Source organism: Zoogloea sp. (genome assembly GCF_017302315.1).
GTDB lineage: Bacteria > Pseudomonadota > Gammaproteobacteria > Burkholderiales > Rhodocyclaceae > Zoogloea.
Window position 1 is genome coordinate 16,041 of record NZ_JAFLDT010000033.1, and the last position, 25,574, is coordinate 41,614.

General features: G+C 67.1%; 22 protein-coding genes and 1 pseudogene. 3 read left to right on the forward strand and 20 right to left on the reverse strand.

Annotated features, from left to right (window positions below; genetic code table 11):
* Positions 1-6: 6 nt before the first annotated feature.
* A complete protein-coding gene (locus J0L98_RS11460) occupies positions 7-867 on the reverse strand; it encodes a lysophospholipid acyltransferase family protein (protein ID WP_296411924.1) in 861 nt (286 codons plus the stop codon).
* Positions 868-1,082: 215 nt separating this feature from the next.
* On the opposite strand from J0L98_RS11460, the gene metK reads away from it, so the two are divergent.
* Positions 1,083-2,249 carry a methionine adenosyltransferase gene (metK, locus tag J0L98_RS11465; protein WP_296411925.1) on the forward strand — a complete coding sequence of 389 codons (1,167 nt, stop codon included), beginning with the start codon at positions 1,083-1,085 and terminating at the stop codon, positions 2,247-2,249.
* 69 nt (positions 2,250-2,318) lie between these two features.
* Here metK and J0L98_RS11470 read toward each other — a convergent pair.
* A pseudogene (locus tag J0L98_RS11470) lies at positions 2,319-3,296 on the reverse strand (MBL fold metallo-hydrolase).
* A 63-nt stretch (positions 3,297-3,359) separates the two neighbouring features.
* The gene (locus J0L98_RS11475; RefSeq protein WP_296411926.1) at positions 3,360-3,677 is read right to left on the reverse strand and encodes a cupin domain-containing protein; all 318 of its coding nucleotides are present in this window, start codon (positions 3,675-3,677) and stop codon (positions 3,360-3,362) included.
* Between the two features lie 305 nt (positions 3,678-3,982).
* On the opposite strand from J0L98_RS11475, the gene J0L98_RS11480 reads away from it, so the two are divergent.
* Positions 3,983-6,478, forward strand: a complete 2,496-nt coding sequence (locus J0L98_RS11480) for a diguanylate cyclase (protein WP_296411927.1) — start codon at positions 3,983-3,985, stop codon at positions 6,476-6,478.
* Between the two features lie 114 nt (positions 6,479-6,592).
* Here J0L98_RS11480 and ccmI read toward each other — a convergent pair whose 3' ends face one another.
* The 17 genes from ccmI to J0L98_RS11565 all read right to left on the reverse strand — a co-directional run bounded on the left by ccmI (position 6,593) and on the right by J0L98_RS11565 (position 25,016).
* Complete coding sequence (ccmI, locus tag J0L98_RS11485) at positions 6,593-7,816, reverse strand: c-type cytochrome biogenesis protein CcmI (RefSeq protein WP_296411928.1); 1,224 nt, start codon at positions 7,814-7,816, stop codon at positions 6,593-6,595.
* Positions 7,813-8,313 (reverse strand): cytochrome c-type biogenesis protein, encoded by a 501-nt coding sequence (locus J0L98_RS11490; protein ID WP_296411929.1) that lies wholly within the window; start codon positions 8,311-8,313, stop codon positions 7,813-7,815. The genes ccmI and J0L98_RS11490 overlap by 4 nt, the downstream gene beginning before the upstream one ends.
* Before the next feature lies 1 nt (position 8,314).
* A complete protein-coding gene (locus J0L98_RS11495) occupies positions 8,315-8,908 on the reverse strand; it encodes a DsbE family thiol:disulfide interchange protein (protein ID WP_296411944.1) in 594 nt (197 codons plus the stop codon).
* Positions 8,902-10,857: a heme lyase CcmF/NrfE family subunit gene (locus J0L98_RS11500; RefSeq protein ID WP_296411930.1), complete on the reverse strand. Its 1,956-nt coding sequence runs from the start codon at positions 10,855-10,857 to the stop codon at positions 8,902-8,904. The genes J0L98_RS11495 and J0L98_RS11500 overlap by 7 nt, the downstream gene beginning before the upstream one ends.
* Positions 10,858-10,873: 16 nt before the next feature.
* Entirely contained in the window at positions 10,874-11,314 is a 441-nt protein-coding gene (ccmE, locus tag J0L98_RS11505) for a cytochrome c maturation protein CcmE (protein WP_296411931.1), read from the reverse strand.
* Positions 11,315-11,317: 3 nt separating this feature from the next.
* Entirely contained in the window at positions 11,318-11,500 is a 183-nt protein-coding gene (gene ccmD, locus J0L98_RS11510) for a heme exporter protein CcmD (protein WP_296411932.1), read from the reverse strand.
* Positions 11,497-12,246: a heme ABC transporter permease CcmC gene (gene ccmC / locus J0L98_RS11515; RefSeq protein WP_296406853.1), complete on the reverse strand. Its 750-nt coding sequence runs from the start codon at positions 12,244-12,246 to the stop codon at positions 11,497-11,499. Before ccmC ends, ccmD begins: the two co-directional genes overlap by 4 nt.
* Before the next feature lie 31 nt (positions 12,247-12,277).
* Positions 12,278-12,943: a heme exporter protein CcmB gene (gene ccmB, locus J0L98_RS11520; protein ID WP_296411933.1), complete on the reverse strand. Its 666-nt coding sequence runs from the start codon at positions 12,941-12,943 to the stop codon at positions 12,278-12,280.
* A gap of 55 nt (positions 12,944-12,998) precedes the next feature.
* The gene (gene ccmA / locus J0L98_RS11525; protein ID WP_296411934.1) at positions 12,999-13,661 is read right to left on the reverse strand and encodes a cytochrome c biogenesis heme-transporting ATPase CcmA; all 663 of its coding nucleotides are present in this window, start codon (positions 13,659-13,661) and stop codon (positions 12,999-13,001) included.
* A 95-nt stretch (positions 13,662-13,756) separates the two neighbouring features.
* Positions 13,757-14,464, reverse strand: coding sequence for a hypothetical protein (locus J0L98_RS11530; RefSeq protein ID WP_296411935.1), 708 nt, complete (start codon positions 14,462-14,464; stop codon positions 13,757-13,759).
* A gap of 84 nt (positions 14,465-14,548) precedes the next feature.
* Positions 14,549-15,331 carry a class I SAM-dependent methyltransferase gene (locus tag J0L98_RS11535; protein ID WP_296411936.1) on the reverse strand — a complete coding sequence of 261 codons (783 nt, stop codon included), beginning with the start codon at positions 15,329-15,331 and terminating at the stop codon, positions 14,549-14,551.
* Between the two features lie 37 nt (positions 15,332-15,368).
* Positions 15,369-15,866: a DUF2059 domain-containing protein gene (locus tag J0L98_RS11540; protein WP_296411937.1), complete on the reverse strand. Its 498-nt coding sequence runs from the start codon at positions 15,864-15,866 to the stop codon at positions 15,369-15,371.
* Between the two features lie 79 nt (positions 15,867-15,945).
* A complete protein-coding gene (locus J0L98_RS11545; protein WP_296411938.1) occupies positions 15,946-19,533 on the reverse strand; it encodes an indolepyruvate ferredoxin oxidoreductase family protein in 3,588 nt (1,195 codons plus the stop codon).
* A 163-nt stretch (positions 19,534-19,696) separates the two neighbouring features.
* Complete coding sequence (locus J0L98_RS11550) at positions 19,697-21,592, reverse strand: DUF4105 domain-containing protein (protein WP_296411939.1); 1,896 nt, start codon at positions 21,590-21,592, stop codon at positions 19,697-19,699.
* A 94-nt stretch (positions 21,593-21,686) separates the two neighbouring features.
* Positions 21,687-22,169 carry a DUF3015 family protein gene (locus tag J0L98_RS11555; protein ID WP_296411940.1) on the reverse strand — a complete coding sequence of 161 codons (483 nt, stop codon included), beginning with the start codon at positions 22,167-22,169 and terminating at the stop codon, positions 21,687-21,689.
* Positions 22,170-22,309: 140 nt separating this feature from the next.
* Complete coding sequence (locus tag J0L98_RS11560; RefSeq protein ID WP_296411941.1) at positions 22,310-23,536, reverse strand: methyl-accepting chemotaxis protein; 1,227 nt, start codon at positions 23,534-23,536, stop codon at positions 22,310-22,312.
* Positions 23,537-23,630: 94 nt separating this feature from the next.
* A complete protein-coding gene (locus J0L98_RS11565; RefSeq protein WP_296411942.1) occupies positions 23,631-25,016 on the reverse strand; it encodes an FAD-linked oxidase C-terminal domain-containing protein in 1,386 nt (461 codons plus the stop codon).
* A 129-nt stretch (positions 25,017-25,145) separates the two neighbouring features.
* Between J0L98_RS11565 and J0L98_RS11570 the strand changes: the two genes are divergently transcribed.
* Positions 25,146-25,526 carry a RidA family protein gene (locus J0L98_RS11570; protein ID WP_296411943.1) on the forward strand — a complete coding sequence of 127 codons (381 nt, stop codon included), beginning with the start codon at positions 25,146-25,148 and terminating at the stop codon, positions 25,524-25,526.
* The last annotated feature ends 48 nt before the right edge of the window (positions 25,527-25,574 follow it).

Genomic DNA, 25,574 nt, shown 5'->3' on the forward strand with positions numbered 1-25,574 from the left:
GGGGGATTACCGGGTTGCAGGTGCGGGCGGTGCGCCGGACGGGCGCTTGTAGCGGTTGTAGCCCCACAGGTACTGGGCAGGATTCTCGCGGATCTGGGCTTCGAGTTCGTGGTTGATGGCAGCAGCCCGGGCGGGTGTGTCGCCGTTGAGGGGCGTCAGCGGCGGGCGCAGGTGCAGGTGAAAGCCCTTGCCGGCGGGCAGGCGTTCGGCCCAGGCAAAGAGGGTGCTCACGCCGGCGACTTCCGAGAGGCGGGCCGCCAGGGTCATCGTATACGCCGGACGGCTGAAGAAGGGCAGCCAGGCACCTTCTCCGCCACCGGGCACCTGGTCGGGCAGCATGCCCACCGCCTCGCCGGCCCGCAGGGCCTTGATCAGACGGCGCACACCGCTCACGTCGGCCGGCGCCAGGTGCATGTTGCCGCGGCGACGCCCGGCATCAATCACCGGTTGCAGCACCGCCTTCTTCGGAGCCCGGTAGAGCACGGTGATCGGCTTGTGCAGGGAGAAGTACTGGGCCGAGATTTCGAAGCAGCCCAGGTGCGGGGTGATGAACAGGATGCCGCCACCGCTCGCTTCCGCCGCCTCCACATGCTCCCAGCCGCTTACCTGCACTACCTTGGCAGCAATCTCGTCCTGGGGGCGCAGGAGCACCCAGGGCAGTTCCAGGGCTTGCTTGCCGATCTCGCCGACGCAGCGTCGCCAGAGGCGCCCCGCTTCGTCCTGGCCAAGGGCCTGCTCAAGATTCGCGCGCAGGCGCCGTCGATAGGTGGGTGACAGGGCGTAGGTGAGCCAGCCAGCGAGAACGCCCAGGGACTGCAGGAGTCCGAGGGGAAGACCGGCAAGAAACTTGAATATCAGGGACGCCATCAGCCAGTGCCGGGTAGCGGCCGAATTGACGGCCGGGTGCGCAAAGTTATAATTGTGATTCCGCCGAGTTAATCCGACAACTTGCAGGGCGGGGGCACAGCGCAGCCAGGCTGCCAGGGCGCCCAAAGAATACTGCTAAAGCGTCGCCGCTCCGATGATCCCCAGAGACGGCAACGCCGAACCACTGGGGATTTTTGTTTTTTGAGGAGCGTTGCATGGCCCGTGAATTCCTATTTACTTCTGAGTCCGTCTCCGAAGGCCATCCGGACAAGGTCGCCGACCAGATCTCCGATGCGGTGCTCGACGCCATCCTGGCCCAGGATCCCCGCGGCCGGGTGGCCTGCGAGACCCTGGTGTCCACCGGCCTGGTAGTGATTTCCGGCGAGATCACCACCAACGCCGACATCAACTACATGGATCTCGCCCGCGAGACCATCAAGCGCATCGGCTACGACGATTCCGACATCGGTTTCGACTACAAGAGCTGTGCGGTGCTCACCGCCATCAACCGCCAGTCTTCCGACATCGCCCAGGGTGTGAATGAAGGCGAAGGCCTCGACCTGGACCAGGGCGCCGGCGACCAGGGGCTGATGTTCGGCTACGCCACCAAGGAAACGCCGAGTCTGATGCCCTTCCCCATCTACTACGCCCACCGCATCATGCAGCGGCAGGCCGAAGTGCGGAAGGACGGCCGTCTGCCCTGGCTGCGCCCCGATGCCAAGAGCCAGCTCACTGTGAAGTACGTGGACGGCAAGCCGGTGGCCATCGACACCGTGGTTGTGTCCACCCAGCATCATCCGGACATCTCCCATGCCGATCTGACCGAGGCGGTGATTGAGGAGGTCATCAAGCCGGTGCTGCCCAAGGACATGCTCACCGCCAGCACCCGCTTCCTCATCAACCCCACGGGGCGTTTCGTGATTGGCGGCCCGAACGGTGACTGCGGCCTGACCGGCCGCAAGATCATTGTCGACACCTATGGCGGTGCCGCCCACCATGGCGGCGGTGCCTTCTCGGGCAAGGATCCGTCCAAGGTGGATCGCTCCGCCGCTTACGCCGGCCGTTACGTGGCCAAGAACATCGTGGCTGCCGGCCTGGCCGACAAGTGCGAGGTGCAGGTGGCCTACGCCATCGGCGTGGCCCAGCCGGTCAGCCTGATGGTGGAAACCTACGGCACGGGCAAGATTTCCGACGACCGCATTGTCGAGCTGGTGCGTGCCCACTTCGATCTGCGCCCCAAGGGCATCATCGCGGCCCTGGATCTGCTGCGCCCGATCTATTCACGTACCGCCGCCTATGGCCACTTTGGTCGTGACGAGGTGGATTTCACCTGGGAACATACCGACAAGGCCGCTGCACTGCGTTCCGACGCCGGCCTGTAAGCCGACCTGATGTGGACTGCAAAAGAGCGACCCGTGGGTCGCCCTTTTGCATGGGTAGGCAGAAAAGGCCTATTTGTCGCTGCGGATCGGGCTGAATTCCACCGGTACCCAGGCGTAGCCCTTGCCTTCGGTACGCACGTGGCCGAGGCCCGGGAAGGGCAGGTGCATGCCGGCGAGGGCGAGCTTCTCCCTGGCGGCGCGGGCGAAGAGCTGCTTGCGGGCGGCCACGGCTTTCTTCTTGTCGCTGTCAAACTCGATGGCCACTTCCGGCCGGGCAAACTGGACGGCGTGGCTGTGCACCACATCGCCGATGATCAGCAGTTGCTGACCCTTCGATTCGACCAGATAGGCTGTGTGGCCGGGGGTGTGACCGTGGGTGTCGACGGCCTTGATGCCTGGTGCCAGTTCCACGTCGCCGCTGAAGGGCTTCCAGTGCCCCGCGGCCTGGTAGGGGGCGGCGGCGTCCCGCGCCAGCTTGAAGAAGGGCTTGAAGCCTTCCGGTGCCTTGGCGGCGATGTCCTCGGAGAGTCAGAAATCGTGGTCGGCCTGGGCAACCCGGATGTCGGCGTTGGGGAAGAGGGGCTTGCCGTCAGCGCCGAGCAAGCCGGCGGCGTGGTCGGCGTGCAGGTGGGTGAGCAGCACCATGTCCACCTGCTCGGGGCTGTAGCCGGCGGCTTTGAGGTTGTCGCCGATGAAGCCGAGGGTGGGTCCGAAGGCTTTGGCGGCGCCCGCATCCACCAGCACGAGCTTGCCACCGGCGTTGATCAGGAAGGCATTGACGGCGGTCTGGACCTTCTGGCCGCCCAGGAACATGCGGGTCAGCAGGCGCTGGACTTCGGCCGGGCTCGCGTTGCTCAGGACTTTGGTGTCGAGATCGATGAAGCCATCGTAGAGGGCGGTCACTTCCATCTCGCCGACAGCCATGCGGTAGTAACCGGGCACCTGGGTGCGCACAGCGGGGGCTTCGGCGAATGCCGGCACGGAGGGAGCGAGTGCGCTGCCAAGCGCCAGGGCCAGTACCAGGCGGGTGAGGCGATGACGGACCATTGGGGGAGGACTCCTGCTTGGAAAAGGACAATAGCTTACCGAAGAGTTGTCCGCTTGCGGGCGTCAGGGCGTCAAGTGGATGGCCAGCCAGACAGTGTCCGGGCCGGTTGCGGCTACCCGGTGGCGCCGTCCCGCCGGGATCAGCAGCCAGTCGCCGGGGCTGAGGGCAAGGAGCTCGCCATCGTCGAATTCCAGCTCGGCACTGCCGCGGGCCAGCATCACCCATTCGTCTTCGGTCTGGTCAAACCAGAAATCCGCGGGGCTGGCATGGTAGTGGGAAACGATGCGCTCAATGCGCAAGCCGGGTCGGCACAGCAAGGGTTCAAAGTGCTCTTCCGTGCCAGCGGGCGGCAGCGGAAAGAAGAGATTCTGGCAGGGCAATTGGGGGCCTGGGAAGCCTGGTGCCCGAACGGGCGGATGAATGAAAAAAGGCTGCGCCGGGATGAAATCTCTGTGGGGTTCTGGGGGTCTTTGTTGTGCCCCGGCGCGCCGCTCAAGCCAACCCCATTGACCGACGGGTCAATGAAGCTGCAGAGGATCATACGACGTGTGGTCGGCCGAGGCCAATTGAAAGTAGGCATGCACTACATAGTTCATCCCTATCGGGACTTGGGTAATGATCTGCCCGAAATGGGCGCGATTGCAACCCGTGTCGGGTCATCAGGGAATACCCTGATCAGAGGAGGATGAAGAAAACAATGGGGACGCTGAAGGATCGCGCTCGCGCTGCGCTCAAGCCCCTGTCGGGGTCGCTGCGGACGCGTGTGGTGTTGGGCTTGTTGCTTGGGGTGATGGTGGCCTTGTGGCTGACCACGCTCGCGCTGATGTATTTTCTGAAACAGGAGATGCTGGCGACCCTGGCGGCCCAGCAGTATTCGGTGGTGTCGCTTCTCGCCAACGACATCGATCGTTCCGTGACCGAGCGCATCCGGGCGCTGGAGGGGGTTGCCGCCACCCTTGACGCAAAGACCATGGAGCAGCCTGCCCGTCTGGACGCATCCGTGCGCGGGCAGACCGTGTTATTGACGCTTTTCAATTGGGGCGTGCTGGTCACCGACCGGAAGGGGACTACGCTGGTCAGCTTGCCGGAGGCCCATGGCCGGCAGGGGGTCAACTATGCGGATGTGGAGGCGGTGAGGGAAACGCTCGAAACCGGGCGCACCACTGTCGGGGCGGCATTGCTGGGCAAGACCACCCATCAACCCGTGGTGCCCATGATCGTGCCCATCCGCGATGGCAACGGACAGGTGATCGGCAGCCTGATCGGCCTGACCAATCTGGCCGCGTCCAACTTTCTCGACGAGATCGGCGCCAACCGGTTTGGGCGCCAGGGTGGCTACCTGATCACCGATCCCTCGCAGAGGATCTTCATTGCGGCCACGGACAAGACCCGCGTCATGCAGCCCGGGCCGCCGGTGGGCGTCAATCCCGTCTACGACCGCTATATTGATGGTCATGAAGGGTCCGGTGTGGCGCGCAGTTCCCGAGGCGTGGTGGAGCTTTCGTCCAGCCGCAAGGTGCGATCCACAGGCTGGCTGATGCAGTCCGTGCTGCCTGCGGATGAAGCCTTTGCGCCTTTCTACGCACTGCGCTGGCGCCTGCTGGCGTCGGCCCTGATCCTCAGCGTGCTGGCAGCGGGCATGGGCTGGTGGTGGTTGCGGCGTGAGCTCAGGCCCCTTGGCGAGGCGGTGGACATGCTCGGTGCCATGCGTGATGGCGTGATTCCCCGCCAGCCGCTGCCGGTGCGCCGGGATGACGAGATCGGTGCCCTGGCCGGGGCATTCAATGGCCTGCTGCAAAGGCTTATCGAAGGCGAGGCGCGGGCCGCCGAGCACAGTTTCAACCAGCGCCTCCGGGTGATCGTGTCGCAGATCCCCGGGGTGGTTTTCCAGTACCGTATCGGGGCCGACGGACGCCATAGCCTGCCCTTTGTCAGTGATGCCGCCCGGGAGGTATGGGGGCTTGCACCCGATGGGCTGGCGGAGGACTCGGAGGGTTTCCTGGTCACGCTTGAAGGCGAGGACCGGGTGGCGTTCCTGGCGTCCCTGTTTGCTTCGGCCTGCACACTCGGGCCCTGGCATCTGGAGTGCCGCATCCAGCACCCGCGTCGCGGGGTGCGCTGGATGCACATGGACGGGATTCCCGAGGCCGCTGCCGACGGTAGCCTGACCTGGCAGGGCTTTGCCATGGACATCACCGACGCGAAGGACGCGGAGAGCGAACTGCGTATCGCCGCTGCGACCTTCGAGACCCAGGAAGGCATTTTCATCACCGATGCCCAGACGCGCATCGTGCGGGTGAACCAGGCCTTCACGACCATGACCGGCTATACGGCGCGGGAGGCCATCGGACAGACGCCACGCCTGCTCCGCTCGGGTCGTCACGATGCGGAGTTCTATGGACGATTGCGCGAAGGGCTGGCGCGAAACGGCTTCTGGCAGGGCGAGATCTGGAATCGCAGGAAGAGCGGTGAAGTGTTTGCCGAATGGGTCACCATTTCGACCGTGCGGGATCGATCAGGCGAGGTGACCCACTACGTGGCCGCCTTCTCGGACATCACCGAGCACAAGCGCGCGGAGGAGCAGATCGAGCAATTGGCGTTCTACGATCCGCTTACCCGCCTGCCCAACCGCCGGCTGTTCCATGACCGTTTCGACCAGGCCCTGGCGGCGAGCGCCCGCAACAACACCCGGGGCGCGTTGATGTTCCTGGATCTGGACGGATTCAAGGGCCTCAACGACCAGCACGGGCATGTCATGGGGGATGCCCTGCTGGCCGAGGTGGCCCGGCGTCTGACGGCATCCGTCCGCGAGACGGACACCGTGGCCCGTCTTGGCGGGGACGAGTTCGTGGTGGTCCTGGAGAGCCTGGATGAAGGTCGCGCCGCGGCCGCGGCCCATGCGGGACGGGTGGCAGAGAAACTACGGGAAGCCCTGGCCCGGCCTTATCTGCTGGTGCTGCCCACCGGCGGGGCGGAGGTGAGCCACCACTGCACGGCGAGCATCGGCATCAGCCTGTTCAACGGCCATGGAGAGAGCCGCGACGAGCTCCTCAAGCAGGCGGATATCGCCATGTACCGGGCCAAGTCGGCGGGGCGCAACGCGATATGCTTTTTCGGAGACCATACGGCATCGGCCCCCGGCAGCCCGGAAGGATGTCCGCAATCGGCCGGGTCGGCCTGACGCCCCCGTGTGCCGGCAAAGAGGCGCAGGCATGGATGCCGGCTCAGCGCGTGTGAAGGAATCGTTGCGCGCGGTGCGAGTTTCGCGCCGCGCAACGGATTTACTCGCGTGCGCTCAGGGCAGGGTCTTGTCGATGACGATTTTCAGGCCGTTGGCGCCCGGCTTCACCGATGACACTTCGCCGCTCAGGTCACCCGGCTTGGCAATGGCATCGCCCCCCTTGGAGACGCGCGCCTCGATGCGCAGCTCGCTGGCGGAAGACAGCTTGGTGTCAGGGCTCATGGCCATGCTGTCGTCCAGGGTGAAGTCCTTGGGCAGGTCGGCCACGCGCGTGCGCAGCACGGCCAGGGGCATGCGCGGCCCGTTGGTGGGGCGGGCGAAGATGAAGACCACGTCGTCCGGGTTGGTCTTGTCCTTGAGCGCGGGCGACAGGCTGACCGTACCACTGACGGCGGCGGCCTTGCCGGTGGGGGCGGGTTTGGCCGCCGGTGCGGGGGTGGATGCGCCCTGGCCCATGAGGCTACGCACTTTCTCGATACCCGCGCCCAGGTTGCGGGCATCCTCCGAATCCGGCGGCACCTGGGCCAGCACCCGCTCCCAGTGACGCAGGGCAGCGGGATAATCCTGGCGGAAGTAGGCGTCGGTCCCCGCCAGCACCAGCGCCTGGGGGTTGTCCGGCTGGGCCTGCAGCACCTTCTTCAGCAGCGCGGCGCCGCGGCCCTCCACCTTGCCCTGGTTGAGTTCCGCCGACAATTCGGCCACTTCGAGCATCAGCTCGGGCTCCGACTCCATGAAGGCCCCTGCTTTGTCGAAAGCCTTGCCGGCTTCCTCAAGACGGCCCATGACCTTGTAGCTGCGGCCCAACATGGCCCAGCCCTGGGGGTTTTCCGGATTCTTCTCGAGCCTGGCGGCCAGGGTGGAGACCATCTGCTCCACTTCGGCCTGACTCGGCATGTTGCCTTGCTGGGCAGCCGGATCCAGGGCGGCCGGATTGCCCAGCACGAAGTAAAGGGCCACCGCCGCCACGGGCAGGCTCAGGCCCAGGCTGATCGCTGTGCGCGGCAGGCGTTTTGGTGCCTCGGCTGCGGGGCTGCCGTCATCGGCCACGTCTTCGAGAACACGCCGTTCGAGTTCGTCCCGGGCGGTGGCGTAGTCGTCCCGCGACAGGGTTCCGGAGGCCAGATCCCGTTCCAGGTCGGCCAGCTGGTCACGGAAGATGGCGGCATTGATGGCGCGCCGGGAGGCACTGGTGTTTTCCCGGCGGCGTAGCAGCGGCCAGCACAGCACGGCAAGGGACAGGGCGGTGAGCAGCCCGGCGGCGATCCAGAAGGCGGTCATGCGGGGTCTTTCGGACGGGGGGGCGTATCGGCGAGAAGGGCTTCGGCGGAGGCCTTGTCGGCAGCGGAGAGATGCGCCGGCTGGACCCGGGAGGCGCGCCGGCGGAGGTAGGCGACCAGACCGGCAACGGCGCCGGCCAAAAGGGCAAACGGGCCGAACCACAGCAGCCAGGTGGTTGGCTTGACGGGTGGGCGGTAGAGCACGAAGTCACCGTAGCGGGCCACCAGGTAATCCTTGATCTCGGTATCGCTCTTGCCATCCTGGATCAGCTTGCGCACCTCCCGCCGCAGGTCTTCGGCCAGCTCGGCGCGGGAGCCGGCCAGGCTTTCGTTCTGGCACACCAGGCAGCGCAGCTCTTCGGAAATGGCGATCAGACGGGCTTCGACAACCGGATTGTCGGCCATCGGCGTGGCTTCGCCGGCCAGGGCAGTGAGGCCCAGGGGGCCCAGCAGCAGGGCGGTGGCGCAGGTGGTGAGGGTACGGCGGAGTGCCTTCATGTCAGGACTCCGTGGCCAGCTGACGGGCCAGGGGGAGGATCTTCTTCTCCAGGGCGTCGGGGGTGATGGGGCCGATCTGCTTGAAGCGGATCACGCCCTTTTTGTCGATCAGATAGGTTTCAGGGACGCCATACACCCCGTAATCGATGCCGACCCGGCCATCCATGTCGAGGACCGACAGGGTGTAGGGGTCGCCGTGCTGGCTCAACCAGGCGCCCGCGCGCTGGCGGGTCAGGCTGGCTTCGTCGGCGGGGGACAGTTTCTTCGCATCGATGCCGCCGTCGCCGCGCACTTCCTTGTAGTTGAGGCCCACGATGGGCAGCCCGCCCTGCCTGGAAAAGGCCACCAGCAGCGGGTGTTCGGCCCGGCACGACACGCACCAGGATGCCCACACGTTGAGCAGCCAGACCTGGCCCTGCATGTCGGTCGGGGAGAAGGTCTTGCCGGGTTCGGCGAGTTTTTCGACGCTGAAGGCCGGGGCCGGCTTGCCCACCAGCGGTGAGGGGACTTCGTGGGGGTCGCGGTTGAGGCCGATGGCCAGGAAGACGACCAGGACCAGGAAGAGGCCGAGGGGAATCAGGAAACGTTTCAAGATGCGGCTCCCTGGGCGGCCAGCTTGCCGGCCCGTGCTGCGGTGGATTTGAGGCGATAGCGCCGGTCGCTGGCGGCAAGCAGGCCACCCAGGGCCATCAGCACGGCGCCACCCCAGATCCAGCTGACGAAAGGTTTGTAGTAAACACGCACGCTCCAGGCTCCGTCACCGCCCTCCAGCGGATCACCGAGGGAGACGTAGATGTCGCGGGTCAGGCCCGGGTCGATGAAGGCTTCGGTCATGGGCATGGCCGACGACAGGTACTTGCGCTTTTCCGGGTGCAGCGGCATCACCAGCTGGCCGTCCTTGAGCAGCTCCAGGTTGCCGCGGGCCGCGTTGTAGTTGGGGCCGCTGATGCCCTCGACACCCAGGAAGCGGATCTGGTAGCCGCCGGTCTTGACCGTGTCACCGGGGGCCATGCGCACGTCCCGTTCGGACTCGTACTGGGTGACCATGACGATGCCGACCACCGTGACGGCTACACCCATGTGGGCCAGGTGCATGCCCCAGAAGGCCCGCGGCGGCAGGCCCGAACGGGTGCGGGCGAGGATCTGCAGCACCGAGGCGCCGACGATCCAGATGGCCAGCCCCATCCCCAGGGCCACGCTGCCGGACCAGCCGCCGTAAAAGAAGGGGATGCTGACCCCGGCGGCCACGGCGATGCCGAAGGCCCAGCGCAGGGGGCGGGCGATCTCGGCCAGGCTGGTGTGCTTCCAGCGCGCCACCGGGCCGACGGCCATCAGGAACAGCAGGGGCACCATCAGCGGGGTGAACACGGCGTTGAAGTAGGGGGGGCCGACGGACAGTTTGCCCAGGTTGAGGGCGTCGATCACCAGCGGGTAGAGGGTGCCCAGCAGCACCGCGCCTGCGGCGGACAGCAGCAGCACGTTGTTGATCAGCAGCAGGGTTTCCCGGGACATCAGGGCGAAGGCGCCGCCCAGGCTGACCTTGGGGGCACGCCAGGCGAAGAGGGTCAAGGACGAGCCCACCACCACGGCCAGGAAGACCAGGATGAAGATGCCGCGCTTGGGGTCGGAGGCGAAGGCATGCACCGAGCTCAGCACCCCGGAACGGACCAGGAAGGTGCCCAGCAGGGACAGGGAGAAGGCGCCGATGGCCAGCAGGACGGTCCAGTTCTTGAAGCTGCCGCGCTTCTCTGTGACGGCCAGGGAGTGGATTAGTGCGGTGCCCACCAGCCAGGGCAGGAAGGAGGCGTTCTCCACCGGATCCCAGAACCACCAGCCGCCCCAGCCCAGCTCGTAATAGGCCCAGATGGAGCCGAGGCCGATGCCCAGGGTGAGGAAGATCCAGGCTGCCGTGGTCCACGGCCGTGACCAGCGCGCCCAGGCGGCATCCAGCCGGCCCGACAGCAGGGCGGCGATGGCGAAGGCAAAGGCGACGGAGAAGCCCACGTAGCCCATGTAAAGCATGGGTGGGTGGAAGATCAGCCCCGGATCCTGCAGCAGGGGGTTCAGGTCGCGGCCATCCTCGGCGCCGGGGAGCAGGCGCTCGAAGGGGCTGGATGTGAGCAGGATGAACAGGATGAAGCCCGCCGCCACCAGACCCAGCACGCCCTGCACCCGGGCCACCATGTCGTCGGGCAGGCTGCGGGAGAAGGCCGCCACGGCCAGGGACCACAGGGACAGCATCAGCACCCACAGCAGCAGGGAGCCCTCATGGCCGCCCCACACGCCGGAAATGCGGTATTCCAGGGGGAGGCGTGAATTGGAGTGCTGGGCGACATAGACGACCGAGAAGTCGTTGTTGATGAAGCTCGCGGTGAGGCAGCCGAAGGCCACGGCGATGAGCAGGAACAGCATCGACGAGGCCGGGCGGGCCAGGGCGATCCAGGCGGGGATGCCGCGCTGGGCACCGATCAGCGGCAGACTGCCCTGCACGAGGGCGACCAGCAGGGCGAGGACGAGGGCAAAACTGCCGATTTCCGGGATCATGGGGGAGCCTCCGGGCTTACTGCTTGAGGGTACGGGTGGCTTCGTGGGCCTTGTTCACGGCAGCCTGGGCTTCCGGTGGCATGTAGTTTTCGTCGTGCTTGGCGAGCACCTCGGTGGCGGTGAATTTTCCGTCGGCGCTCAGTACGCCCTGGGCGACTACGCCCTTACCCTCGCTGAAGAGATCGGGCAGGATGCCCTGGTAGGAAACCGGGATCTCCTTGGCGGTGTCGGTGACGATGAAGCGGGCGACGATGTCGCTGCGTTGGAGGCTGCCCTCCTTGACCAGCCCTCCGATACGGAAGGCGCGCTCCTTAGGTGCTTCTCCGTTGGCCACCTGGGTGGGGGTGAAGAAGAACACCAGGTTGCTCTGGAAGGCGTTGAGGATGAGGGTGGCGGCGATGCCGAGGGTGGCAAGCCCGCCGACGATGATGGCGAGGCGTTTCTGACGTGGTTTCATGATTCAGTCCTGAGTGTCCCGGTCGGCAGCAAGTTCCCGGCGCAGACTGCGCCGCACGGCGGAAAAGCGCTGGCGCACCAGCACCACCTCGATCAGGAGCGCTGCGGCCGTGACACCGAAGCTGCCCCAAACGTAGAGGCCGTAGCCCCCCATGGCGAAGAACTCGCCGGCGCTGCCCCAGTTCATCGTTGCATCTCCGGCAGTTCGGCCACCCAGGTGGTGTGGCGTTCCCGTTCAAGGATGATGGCCCGCACCCGGTAGAGGGCGATGGCGATGCTGTACATCCAGAAGGCCAGGGCCATGATCAGCATGCCCCACAGCATGGTGGCGGCCATGGACGGCGCCTTGGTGAGGGACACCGAGGCGCCCTGGTGCAGGGTGTTCCACCACTTCACCGAGAAATAGATGATGGGTACGTTCACCACGCCGACCAGGGAGATGATGGCCCCGGCCTTGTCCGCCCGGCGCGGGTCGTCGATGGCGGCGGTGAGGGCGATGTAGCCGATATAAAGGAAGAACAGGATCAGCTCGGAGGTGAGGCGCGCGTCCCACACCCACCAGGCGCCCCACATGGGTTTGCCCCACAGGGCACCGGTCCACAGGGACAGGAAGGCGAAGAGGGCGCCGGTGGGCGCCAGGGCCGAGCTCATCATGCCCGACAGGCGGGTGTTGAAGGTGATGCCGATTGCCGCCCAGAAGGCCATCACGCAATAGATGAACATGGACATCCACGAGGCCGGCACGTGGATGAAGATGATCCGGTAGCCCTCGCCCTGCTGGAAGTCGGTGGGGGCGACAAAAAAGCTGATCCACAGGCCGGCGGCGGCCAGTACGGTGCCGATGGCCGCAAACCAGGGCCACATCTTCCCGGCGAGGGGGTAGAAGCTGGCCGGCGAGGCAAACTTGAACCAATTGACGAGACGCTGACTCATGGATGAATCCGGTTGATTGGATCGGGGTGCCCTACTCGAGGGCGATTCGCAGGGCAGCGGTGGCCGCCCAGGGGGCAAAGAACACGCCCAGCGCCAGCAGCGCGCCGAGCAGTGACAGATGACCGCCGGCCCCCAGGCCGGCCACGTCCGCTTCCACTGCACCGGCACCGAAAATGAGCGCAGGAATATACAGGGGCAGCACCAGCAGGGACAGCAGCACGCCACCGCCGCGAACTCCGAGGGTCAGGGCCGCGCCAATGGCACCCACCAGGGACAGGACCGGCGTGCCCAGCAGGAGACTGACCATCAGCACACCCAGGGCCCGGGGCGAGAGGTCGAACTGCAGACCCAACACCGGTGCCAGCAGCACCAGGGGCAGGCCGGAGGTCAGCCAGTGGGCCAGCACCTTGCCACTCACCAGCAGGGCCAGCGGAGTGGGAGACAGGCTCATCTGCTCGAGAGTTCCGTCCTGGTGGTCGGCGGCGAACAGGCGGTTGAGGGACAGCATCGCGGCCAGCAGGGCGGCGACCCACAGCACGCCCGGGGCAATGCGCCGCAGCATGGCGGTTTCCGGCCCGATGCCGAGGGGAAACAGGCTGACCACGATCATGAAGAAGAACAGGGCGGTGAACACTTCGCTCTTGCGCCGGGCGGCGAGCAGCAGGTCACGGCGGACGATGGCGATGAAGGCGTTCACTGGACGCCCTCCACGCCGTGCACCGCGGGACGGCGCCCAGGCCGGCCCGGTGCGCTCATGCCTGCACCTCCGCGATAGTGGGGCGAGGCCGTGATGCATCCGGGTCCGGGCCGAGCCGGAGGGTGTTGCCGATGCCGCCGAGCTGCACCGCCTGGTGGCTGGTGAAGACCAGCAGCCCACCCCGGGACAGGTGCTCGTCGAGGATGCTGCATAGCTGTGACACGGCCGCCACGTCCAGGGCCACGAAGGGTTCGTCGAGGATCCACAGGCGGGCCTGGCTGCACAGCAGGCGGGCCAGGGCCACGCGGCGCTTCTGGCCCTGTGAAAGAACCCGGGCGGGCAGATCCTCGCGACCCTTCAGGCCGATGCGGCGCAGGGCGGCGAGGGCAGTGGCCTCGTCCAGGGGGCGGCCGGCCACGGCGGCGGCGGTCTGCAGGTTCTCGAGGGCGGAGAGATCTTCCTTGATGGCGGGGGCGTGGCCCAGGTACAGCAGGCGGGCATGGAACTCATCGCGCACATTGCTCACCGGCTGGCCGTCCCATTCGATATGCCCGTCGGCACTGGGCGCCAGACCGGCCAGCATGCGCAGCAGGCTGGTCTTGCCGGCCCCGTTGGCGCCCTCCACCTGCAGCCATTCCCCGGGGGCGAGGGAAAAGTCCACGGCAGAGAACAGGCGGCGGTCGCCGCGGTCGCAGGCCAGGCCGTGGGCACGAAGCATCAGGAGGCACACCGGGAAGTCGAAGGTCGGCGCATTCTGCCCGACCCACCCCGGTGGGTAAACCGCCTAGGTCAAGGAAACGTCTTGGTGCGGCGTCAGTGATGGGCGGTGCTGGCGTAGCTTTCGGGAAGAACCGTGGGCGGGGGTGGGGCGGCGGGCGTGTCCTGGTGTGCGGGATGGGGCGTGTTGCGGGCGCTGTCTTCGATCTCCAGCACGTCCATCACCTGCCGCGCCAGTGCCCGGCAGGCGTTGCCCACATTGGACGGCAGGCCGTCGGGGATGTGCTTCTGGAGCAGCAGTTTGGTGGCCGAGAGGCTGGCGACGGGGTGCAGGAGGCGGTCGCGGTGGGCGCCGAGCATCTGCGCCACGCTACGGTCGGCGGCGTCCCGTGCCCAGGCGTTGGTGGGCCACTGGGAGGGCAGGGCGTAGGCGTTGGGGAAGGCTTCCAGGTCGCGCAGCACGGTGCGCAGGTCTTCGTGGGAGTCGCGGAAGGGCAGCAGCACGATGTCGGCGAGGCCATTGAGGGTGCGGTCCATCTCGGCGCGGTTGCCGCCGCCGTCGATGACGCCGATCCAGCCATTCATGGTGCGCAGCTTGCCCACGACCTTGTGCAGGGCTTCCGGGGTGCGTGCGTCGGCGGTGACGTAGCGGCGACCGTCGGGGCTCAGGGGTTCGCGTGAGGTATCCGTGAGGACGCAGGCGGAGCGTTGGCCGAGCAGGCCGAGGCCCTGGCAGAGCATGTGGGACAAGGTGGTCTTGCCGGTGCCGCCCTTGTTGCCGATGATGCAGATGATCCGGGACATGGTGGAAATCCTCTCGCTGAACGCCAGGCGCGATGGCGCCATTATTCGGGCTATAACGGCCGCGGGAGGCGCGGAATTGAGGGGCTATCGGCCGGTAATTCCGGATTTTTGCAGGTAGGCGGGCCCGGCGGGGCGGTAGCAGTAAAGGCGGGTATGGCGCCGGTCCTCCACTTCGATGACCTGTTCCGGTTCAACGCCCTCGATGGGAAAGCTGTTGCTGACCAGGAGGGCACCGGGGCGCAGTTCGGCGCTGGCCTTGTGCCACACGGCGTTCATGGGGACGGGCGACAGGAAGGCATAGACCAGATCGTAGTCGTGCCAGGGTATGGCGAAGAAGTCTCCCCGCGCCACGGCAATGGTGGGTTGTCGGCGGGACAGCAGGACCGACAGGGCATAGGGCGCGGGGGCGGATTCGATGCCCTCAAGGCGGCAATCGGGGCGCATTCGTGCCAGGGGGCGCAGTAACGAGCCCGTGCCGCTGCCCAGGTCGAGGAGGCGGGCCGGGCGCCCATGGGGGAGCAGTGTTGCGACAGCCGCTGCGGTGGCCCGGTTGGACAGGAACAGGGGAACCTGGGTGCGGAAACTGCTCCAGAACACCAGCGCGAAGCCCACGAAGGCAGCCAGATACCAGCCAGGGGCGATGTGCAGTTGCAGGGCCACCACCACCAGGGGGGCGAAGCCCAGGTGGATCCAGCGCCACCAGGGGGCGCTGCCGAGTGCGATGGCAACGACCGTGGCCGCCAGTGCCTGGATCACGGTGACGGGCCACAGGCCGCCCGGCAACAGGCCGCTGCGGGCAATGGCGAGGGCCGCCGCGGTTCCGATGACCTGGGCCAGCAGGGCCTTCAGGGCGGGAGGGAGCTTCATGCCGTCAGTGCGCCGGGCGGAGCCTGGCGCCAGAGGCTTACTTGGCTGCCTTGGCATCCTCGACGGTCTTTGCCATGGAGGCCTTGAGCTTTTCCACCAGGGGGACAATGCGCGCCTGGGTGATGGCGGCTGACTTCTGGGTGACCTGGGGCATCTTTTCCAGCAGTGCCACGCCGGCCGGGCTGCGGTAGAAGGCCAGCAGACCGTCCACCTCTTCCTGGGTGAAGGTTTCTCCGTACAGTTTGAGGTAGGCGCCCTTCAGATCCGCCCAGTTGATCTCCTTGCGGATGATGGCGCCCGCCTCGGAGGTGAACTTGTCGACGACCTTCTGGCCCTGGGGGGTGAGGGTCTTGCCCTGCAGCCCCTGGTTGATGGAGTTGCGTACCGCCTGCTCCAGGTTCTGCTGGGCAACGCCCACAGAGCGTTCCATCCGGGTGGCGACCAGAAGTTGGTTGAGGGATTCTGTGCTGGGTGGGGCGGCGAAGGCCGAAGTGCCGAGAAGGAGGGTGGCGACCAGCAGGGACACGTGTTTCATGGGGGGCTTTCGTAGGGCAGGGGGAATGAGGTTCCCGGATGATGAAGCCATTTCGCGATGCTGGAAAGCCTGCTGTCGTTCATGCGGCCCGGCTGCGTGAGTCGGTCGCGTCCGACCAGCGGGCCAGCACGGCCTTGCGTTGTTGCGCCACGCGGTGCATCGCGGCTGCCTTCACATGACCATAGCCCCGGATACCCTCGGGCAGGCTGGCAATTTCCACTGCCAGGGGCAGGCGGCCAGCGTCGAGGCCCGCAAGGAGGAGGGCGATGTCCTGCTCGTACTCGACGATCAGGGCCCGCTCGGCCTTGCGTTCCGGGTGATAACCGAAGACATCGAAGGGCGTGCCGCGCAGGCGCCGCAGCCTGGCCAGCCAGCTGAAGGCGGTGAGCATCCAGGGGCCGAAGGCGAGCTTGCGGATGCGCCCGGAGGCCGGGTCGGGCCGGGCCAGGAAGGTCGGAGCGAGGTGGAAGCGCAGGCGGAAGTCGCCCTCGAACTGGCTGTCCACCGCCTCGCGGAAGCCCGGATCGCTGAACAGGCGGGCCACTTCGTATTCGTCCTTGTAGGCAAGCAGCTTGAAGTAATGGCGCAGCACCGCGTCGGTGAGGCGCTCGCTGCCCAGGGGGGCTTCGGCGGCGCGGACGCGGGCCACCAGGTCGGTGTAGCGACGGGCGTAGGCGGCGTCCTGGTAGGTGGTGAGCACGGCCGCCCGGCGGGCGATGCGGTCATCCAGGGTTTCGGGGCGGATGGGGATCACCGGCGCCGGCTTCACCTCCCGTTCGACGGCGCTCAGGTCCACGGCCGCCCGGCGGCCCCACAGGAAGGCCTGGCGGTTCATGTCCACGGCCGCGCCGTTGAGTTCGATGGCCTGGTCCAGGCTGGCGGCGCTGACCGGCACCCAGCCCTTCTGCCAGGCGTAGCCGAGCAGGAAAAGGTTGGTGGCGATGGCGTCGCCGAGCAGGCGGGTGGCCAGGAACTGGGCGTCCAGGAACGCGCAGCCGTCATTGCCCACGGCCTCGACGATGGCGGCCTGCATCTTTTCCAGTGGGAACTGCCAGTCCGGGTTGCGGGTGAATTCCGAGGTCGGCGTTTCGGCGCAATTGACCACGCCGCGGGTGCGCCCGACGGCCATCTTGGCTAGGGCGTCGACGCTGGCGGTGACCACCACGTCACCGCCGATCACCGCGTTGGCTTCGCCAGCGGCGATGCGCACGGCGTGCAGGTCGTCCGGCCGGTCGGCAATGCGGATATGGCTGAACACGGAGCCGCCCTTCTGGGCCAGGCCGGTCATGTCGAGCACGGTGACACCTTTGCCGTCCAGGTGGGCGGCCATGCCGATCAGGGCACCGATAGTGACCACCCCGGTGCCACCCACGCCGGTGACGAGAATGCCCCAGGGCTCGCGGGTGGCCGGCAGGGTGGGCTCGGGCAGGGGGGCGAAGCGCTGCTCGTCGGACTGCAGGGCGCGCCCCTTGCGCACCCGGCCGCCTTCGATGGTGACGAAACTCGGGCAGAAGCCGTTCATGCACGAGTAGTCCTTGTTGCAGGCCGACTGGTCGATCTGGCGCTTGCGCCCGAACTCGGTTTCTACCGGCAGGATGGCCATGCAGTTGGATTCCCGGCCGCAGTCACCGCAGCCCTCGCACACCGCCTCGTTGATGAAGACGCGGGTCTGCGGGTCGGGGAAGGTGCCGCGCTTCCTGCGCCGGCGCTTCTCGGCGGCGCAGGTCTGGTCGAAGACCAGGGCCGACACGCCGGGCACGGTGCGCAGCTCGCGCTGGATCACGTCCAGTTCGTCGCGCTGGCGGATCGGGATACCGTGGGGAATGTCGGCCACATGCCAGGCCCGGTCGGTGCCGTCGGTGACCAGCACGATGGTGTGCACCCCTTCGCCTTGCAACTGGCGCAGCAGCTTTGGCACCGTCAGGTCACCGTCCACCGGCTGGCCGCCGGTCATGGCGACGGCGTCGTTGAAGAGGATCTTGTAGGTGATGCCACTGGTCGCCGGCCCGCTGCCACCGGGGCGGTTGAAGGCCGCCACGGCCTGGCGGATGGCCAGCAGGCCGGAGTGGAAGTAGGTGCCGTCGCCCAGGTTGGCAAAGATGTGGGGCTCGTCGATGAAGGGCGCCTGGCCGACCCAGGGCACGCCTTCGCCGCCCATGTGGGTGAAGGTGCCTGTCTTGCGGTCGGGCATGAAGGTGGCCATGTAGTGGCAGCCGATGCCGGCCATGGCGCGGCTGCCTTCGGGCACCACCGTGGAGGTGTTGTGGGGGCAGCCGGGGCAGAAGGTGGGTACCCGGTCGATGGCAAAGACGCGGCGGCCTAGGGTGGCCTCCTTGGCCTGCAGGAAGGCCAGGCGGGCCTCGATGCGCTCCGAGGTGAAGAAGCGCCCGATGCGGGCAGCGATGACCCGGGCGATCATCGCCGGGGTCAGCTCACCGGCGGCGGGGAGCAGCCATTCGCCATGGTCAACAGTGGTACGGCCGTCCGCGCCCAGGGTAGTGAGCAGCGACCACTCGCCCTTCTCGTCGAACTTGCCGACAACGCGGGGGCGCACGTCCTCGCGCCAGTTGTAGAGCTCTTCCTTGAGCTGATACTCGAGGAGCTGGCGCTTCTCTTCGATCACCAGGATCTCGTCCAGCCCTTCGGCGAAGTGGCGCACGCCTTCTGCCTCCAGGGGCCACACCATGCCCACCTTGTACAGGCGGATGCCGATCTCGGCGGCGAGCTCCTCGTCGATGCCCAGGTCGTCGAAGGCCTGGCGCACATCCAGGTAGCTCTTGCCGCTGGTGATGATGCCCAAGCGCGGCTGGGGCGAGTCGATGACGATACGGTTGAGGCCGTTGGCCCGGCAGTAGGCCAGGGCGGCGTAGAGCTTGGCGTGGAGCAGGCGCTTCTCCTGCACCAGCGGCGGGTCGGGCCAGCGGATGTTGAGGCCATCGGGGGGCAGGGCGAAGTCGTCGGGGATCTTCGTGGTGACGCGCAGCGGATCCACGTCCACCGAGGCCGAGGTCTCCACGGTGTCGGCCAGGGCCTTGAAGGCCACCCAGCAGCCGGAATAGCGCGACAGGGCCCAGCCATGCACACCGAAGTCGAGATAGTCCTGCACGCCGGCGGGGGCCAGCACCGGCATCATCATCGACTTGAAGAAGTGGTCGGTCTGATGGGGCAGGGTGGAGGATTTGGCGGCGTGGTCGTCACCGGCGATCACCAGCACGCCACCATACTGCGAGCTGCCGGCGGCGTTGGCGTGGCGGAACACGTCGCCACAGCGATCCACGCCCGGCCCCTTGCCGTACCACATGCCGAACACGCCCTGCACGCGGGCCTTGGCGGACAGGGCGACTTGCTGGCTGCCCCACACGGCGGTGGCCGCCATGTCCTCGTTGATGCCCGGCTGGAAGACGATGTCGTGGCTGGCCAGGTGGGCCTTGGCCTTCCACAGGGTCTGGTCGAGCCCGCCCAGGGGCGAGCCCCGGTAGCCGGAGACAAAGCCGGCGGTGTTGAGCCCGGCGGCCCGGTCGCGATCACGCTGAATCATCAGCAGGCGCACCAGCGCCTGGTAACCGGTCAGATAAATGCGCCCGGAGGGGGTGGTGTATTTGTCGTCGAGAAGCGTGCTGCCCGGAGTGGGCACGGAAAGCGCGCGGACGGGGTCCTGCTCGGCCATGGTGGGTTTCCTCGCAAAAATCGTGTTTTTGATCCGTTCGCGGGTCGGGCCTTGTGGGCCCGGTCGCGGAGGTGTTGCAAGGCGAGTCTGGCTGCCGGGGCGCGGCAGCTCAATGCTTGGATACCCTGATGGCGGCGGGGGTTCCGGTGTGCTGGGTGGGGATTCAGAAGTAATGCTGCCAGCCTACCGTGAGGCGGCGTTCCTGCGTGTCGGTGTCGGGGAGTTCGATGTGCGTCCATTCGTAGCCGGCGACGAGGTTGTCGCGGGGGCTGAGGCGGGTGCGCAGGTGGGCGCGGGCGGTGCTGCGGTCGAGGCGCCGGTCGAGGCGCCGGTCGTTGAACCACTGGCGGCCGGCTTCGAGCTGCAGGCGGTTGCCGGCACCCACGTCCCACAGCAGGCCGGCCAGGGGGCCGCTGCCGATGGCCCAGTGCTTCTGCAGGTCGCCGTGGCCGAGGAGCTGGTTCTCGAGGAAGATGTAGCCTAGCAGACCCTTCCACTCCCAGGCGGCACCGGGGCCACCGGCCACCATCGGTCCGGTGGCGTGACGCGCGCCCAGGACGCGCTCCCAGCCGAAGCGGACTTTCCAGGACAGGGGCTGGGTCCAGCTCAGACGGGGCGCGACGGAAACGATGTCCACCGGCAGGAAACGGTCGAGCCGCCAGCCCTGCCCTTCGCGCTGGCTCGCCCCCAGGTCGAGGAAGCGGATCTGGGCACCGCGGGCGTAGCCGGTTTCGGGGTCGAGGAGGTCGTGGTAGGCCGGTCGCAGATCGAGGAAGAGGGCGTTGGCGCCGTCCAGCCGGCCGGCGGCGAGGCCGAAGCGCCCGGAAGCGTGGCCGCTCTCGGGGCGAGGCGGCACCGGGACCGTGCCGGTGTCGATGGTTGGAAGCTGGCTGCGGGTGATCTGGATGGTTTTCAGGCGGGCCAGGGCGTCGTTCTGGCCGAGCTTGCCCGCATGCCCGCGGAAGGACACCAGGCGGTCGGCGAACTCGAGCTGTTCGATGGCCTGCGGGTCGGTGCCAAGGCTCTGCGGGGTGCGCCGGCCGTCGGCCACGGCGACGGCCGCGTCCAGGCTGGCGGGGTCGAGGCGGCTGGCGCGATGGCTCAGTTCAGTGCCGGTGGAGGGGCGGAAGGTGATGTCGGTGACCAGATCCGGCACAGCCACCACCCCCTTTACGGTGTCCACGGGAATGGCGGTCCAGTAGAACTGCTTTGCCACCTGCAGGCCCGGTCGGGCCACATCGAGGAGGCGCAGGATCATGTAGGAGCAGTTCTCGTCAAAGAACCAGTAGTCGAAGCGGGTGGCGCCGATCTCCCAGGCGTGGCGCAGTAGTTGGCGGGTTTCGGCGGGCGTCAGGTTGAGCCTGTACTCCCAGACGTCGCGGCTCTCCATGTCACTGTACTCGCGCACCTTGGCGTAGTAGGGCGAGCTGGACAGGGCGCCGGGGTAGAGGCCGGTGAGGCCCTTCAGTGCGAAGGTGAAGCCGTCGGTGGCGTCGGCTTTGGCGGCGTAGTTGATGGTATAGGCGAGCAGGCGGGTGGCTTCGGTCTGCCCCGGGGTGTCGATGCGCAGCAGGGTGTGGCCGAACATGGACGCCGGGCTATTCACGTAGGCAGAGGGAAAGACCAGGGTCACGCCGGCGGGGTTGATCTCGGCCGCCCACTTTTCCAGGCGCGGGCAGGGCTGCTCGGGTAGCTGCGCGGGGGTCAGGGCAAGGCGCTGGCGCAACCAGTGATGGCGCGCCGGGAAGCGGCATTGGGGGTGCTCGTCGGGCGCCTCGGGCCGGGCCGGCTCGAACAGGCGGGCCAGGGTGACGTCGAGTTCGGCAGTCGGGTTGCGGGCACCGTCGGGGGCATTGAAGAAGCCCGTGTCGTCGGCCAGGCTGCGACGGTGGCCGGTGATGGGGTAGGGCTCGTACTGGAGCAGGTCGGCCCAGGCCGGGTCATCGGCCAGACGCGCGTCGCGCGCCGCAGCCTGCGCATCGGCCAGGGGGTCGGCCTGGACGGCGTGCGCGGCCAGGCTCAGGCTCAGGACGGTGCCGAGGGCGATCAGTATCTTCATGGGTGGGGCGGGTGCAAAAAGAAAAGCCCTGTGCAGGCACAGGGCTTGGCGTGGCGCGGGTCGGGGAAGGTCCGTCGACCCGCAGCCCCGTGGCTTACACCGCGTCGGCGTACTTGGCGAGGCGGGCGTCGGACTGCAGGGCAGCCTTAAGCTGGGTGGCGATGGTTTCAGCCGAGTCGACGGAAGCGAAGATTTCGGCGTGACGGGTTTTGGTCAGGCTGACGAAGGCGGCCTTGTCCTGGGCGTCGATCTTCAGCAGGGCAGCCAGTGCATCCAGGGTTTCGCCCTGGCCGGAGGCGGCGTCGCGGGCGAGCTGCGACTTGTTGCCGTCAATGAACATGGCGGTCTTCCAGGCGGAGGTGACGACGCCGTCCTGGGAGCAGCCGAGGGTGCCGGAGGTGATGCCGAAGGTCTGGTTGCCAAAGGTGCCGTTGGTGGTGACTGCGAGAACCTGCGGGGCGACGCCCTTCTGGCCTTCGAAAACCTTGGAGCCGAGGCCACAGGAGCCCACGTTGTTGGCGGCGGCGAAAGCCGTTACGGGCAGGAATACGACCAGCGGAAACAGCAGTTTTTTCATGGTGCTTACCCTCAGTCTATGTTTGTTTGATGGCAGATGCTTGGTGCAATGCCGAGGGAATGGTAGCGCGTTCGCACTTTGGGGCAAGGCTTCGTCGGGGGGCGAGTGTTGTTTTTCTGCACATGGCCGCAAAGGGCCGTTCAGAACAGATCCACCGCGCCCGCGTCGACGCCGGTCTGGCGCACGGAGTCGAAACGGATTTCCTCGGCGGAGCGGTTTGAGGCTTGCAGCAGCTCCGACAGGATGGTGTTGCGACGCTGGATGCGGGCAAGGCCGTCGCGCTCCGCCACGTCGCGATGCACATCGAAGAAGCCGTGCGCGTACTCGCTCATGAATTCGGTGTGCTGGCGCAGCTTGCCGAGGAGCTGGCTGACGATGTCCTCGAACTGCATTGACAGCACGCCCTGCATGACCAGCCGGTGGATGGCCGCCGATACTTCGTTGATGCGCCGGGACTGCTCGGCGGCAAGGGTGGTCAGATCCTGCATTTCCCGGCCCATTGCCGTGACGCTGGCCTGGGAGGCCTCGGCCTTGCTGACGTCGGTGGACGCGGAGACATCCACGGCGCTGCCCACGTCGTTGATGGCCGTATGGATTTCGGCCAGCAGGGTGTCGATCTGCTCACTGAACTTCTCGGTGCGCTGGGCCAGCTTGCGCACTTCGTCGGCGACCACCGCGAAGCCGCGTCCCGCCTCGCCGGCCCGGGCGGCTTCGATGGCTGCGTTGAGGGCCAGCAGTTCGGTCTGGTTGTTGATCTGGCTGACTTCGGTCATCAGCCGGCTGACGGCGTCGACCTTGCCGCGCATGGTTGAAAAGCGCTCGGCGATGTCGGCGCCGCTGGCCTTGAGCTGCTGCACGGTGCTGACGAAAGCATTGAGGGTGTCGCGGGTTTCCTCCGCAAAGCGGGTCAGCCCGCTATTGCGGGCCGAGCTCTCCTGGGCGCCCGCCAGGGCGAGGAGTTCATCGGCCAGATGGCGGAGTGAGTCGGACTGACTGCTGTTACTGCCGGTGAGGCTGCGATTGAGATCGGCCAGGGCGTTGGAGAAGACCTCCTGGATCTGGCCCAGGGATTCCTTCAGGCGCTGATATTGCTGCTCGCTGCTGCCCGCGATGCGTTCGCACAGGGTGTCGTACTCCTGCACGCTGCCGTCGATCCGTTCGCGCTGCAACTGCTGATTGCGCCGGGCGCGGGCCCGGGCGCGATGGCTGATCGCGGTTGCTGCCAGCAGGGACAGGATGGTTCCCGCACCCAGCGCATAGGCCAGCCATCCGGGGCCATCAAACGCGGTGGTAATGATGCTGGCAATGGACAGGGCGATGCCAGAGAAGGTGGCGACGTCGTCGGCGCGAATGGTCGTGGCGTGCATGGGCGGGAACGGTTGCGGACGGGGCAATTCCTTAACGGCGACCTTTGGGGTGACTTGATGATTGACTATGACAAGAATCACAATTTGACAGGAACTAGGTCGCTTTTCCGGAGAGTACTTTTCCGGGGTTCATGAGATCCAGGGGGTCCAGGGCGGCCTTCAGGGCCGTCATCACGGCGACGCCTTCGCCGTGCTCGGCCAGCAGGAAATCCCGTTTTCCGATACCGATGCCGTGCTCGCCGGAGCAGGTTCCGTCCAGGGCAAGCGCGCATTCCACGATGCGCCGGCCGAGCGCTTCGGCGGCGTGCACCTGGGCCGGATCGTCCGGGGTGGTGAGGATCACCACATGAAAGTTGCCGTCGCCCACGTGGCCCACCACCGGCGCGATCAGGCCGCTCTCCGCGATGGCTGCCTGGGCGCCGGCAATGGCGTCGGCGAGACGCGAGATGGGGACGCAGACGTCGGTAGAGATGCCCCGGCTGCCCGGTTTGAGGGCCAGGCTGGCGTAGAGCACGTCGTGACGGGCCTGCCAAAGGCGGCTGCGGTCTTCCGGGCGGGTGGCCCACTCGAAGCCTTCGCCGCCGTTGTCGGCCGCGATCTCCTGCACCGTGCGGGCCTGCTCCTCGACGCCGTTGGGGGAGCCGTGGAATTCGAAGAACAACATCGGCGATTCGCGCAGGCTGGTCTTGCTGTAGCGGTTCACCGCGTGCACGGTGAGGGCGTCGAGGAGTTCGATGCGCGCCACCGGCACGCCCAGCTGGATGGTCTGGATCACTGTCTGCACGGCGCTGGCCACGTCCGGGAAGGAGCAGGTGGCGCTGGAGATGGCTTCGGGCAGCGGGTGCAGGCGCACCGTGACTTCGGTGATGACGCCCAGGGTACCTTCCGAGCCGACGAACAGGCGGGTCAGGTCGTAGCCCGCAGCCGACTTGCGGGCGCGGCCACCGGTGCGGATAACCCGACCGTCGGCGAGCACCACTTCCAGGGCCAGCACGTTCTCGCGCATGGTGCCGTAGCGCACGGCGTTGGTGCCCGAAGCGCGGGTGGCCGTCATGCCGCCGAGGGAGGCGTCGGCGCCCGGGTCGATGGGAAAGAACAGGCCGCTGCCATGCAGCGCTGCGTTGAGCGTCTTGCGGGTCACGCCGGGCTGCACCACGGCATCCATGTCTTCGTTGTGGATGGCCAGTACCTGATTCATCTCGGACATGTCCAGGCTGAGGCCGCCGCGGGTGGCCAGGATGTGGCCCTCCAGGGAGCTGCCGACACCGAAGGGAATCAGCGGCACCCGGTGTTCCCGGCACAGGTTAACCACCTCGACCACTTCGGCGGTGCTGTGGGGCCACACCACGCCGTCCGGCAGGGCGTCAGGGAAGTGGGATTCGTCATGGCCGTGGTGGGCGCGCACGGCTTCGGCGGTGGAGAAGCGCTTGCCGAAGCGTTCGGTGAGCTGCTGGACGAGGGGGGCGGGCAGGGCAGGCATGGTGTCTTTCCGGTTCGAACGGGGCAAACCCGAATCTTGCCACCGGCGTGCGCCGGGCAGGAGCAGGGTAAACTCCGGCGCGAGCAGAGTCCGCCGGATTGCCGGCCTTTTTTCACCCGGAGCCCATTCATGAGCAAGCAGATCATTGCCACGCCCAGCGCCCCCGCCGCCATTGGCACTTATTCCCAGGCCGTCAAGGCCGGCAACACCGTCTACCTGTCCGGCCAGATCGGCCTCGACCCGGTCAGCATGCAGATGGTCGAGGGTTTCGAAGCCCAGACCGTGCGTGTTTTCGAGAACCTCAAGGCGGTGGCCGAGGCGGCCGGCGGCTCCCTGGCCGATGCGGTCAAGCTCAACATCTACCTCACCGACCTGGCCAACTTTGCCAAGGTGAATGAAGTCATGGCCCGTTACTTCTCCGAGCCCTACCCGGCCCGGGCTGCCGTGGGCGTGAAGGAGCTGCCCCGCGGCGCCGTCGTCGAAGCTGACGCCATCCTGGTCATCGGCTGAGCACCCGGGCCCGTGCCGGTCGAGTCTGCCGCCGCGCCCCCGGCTGCG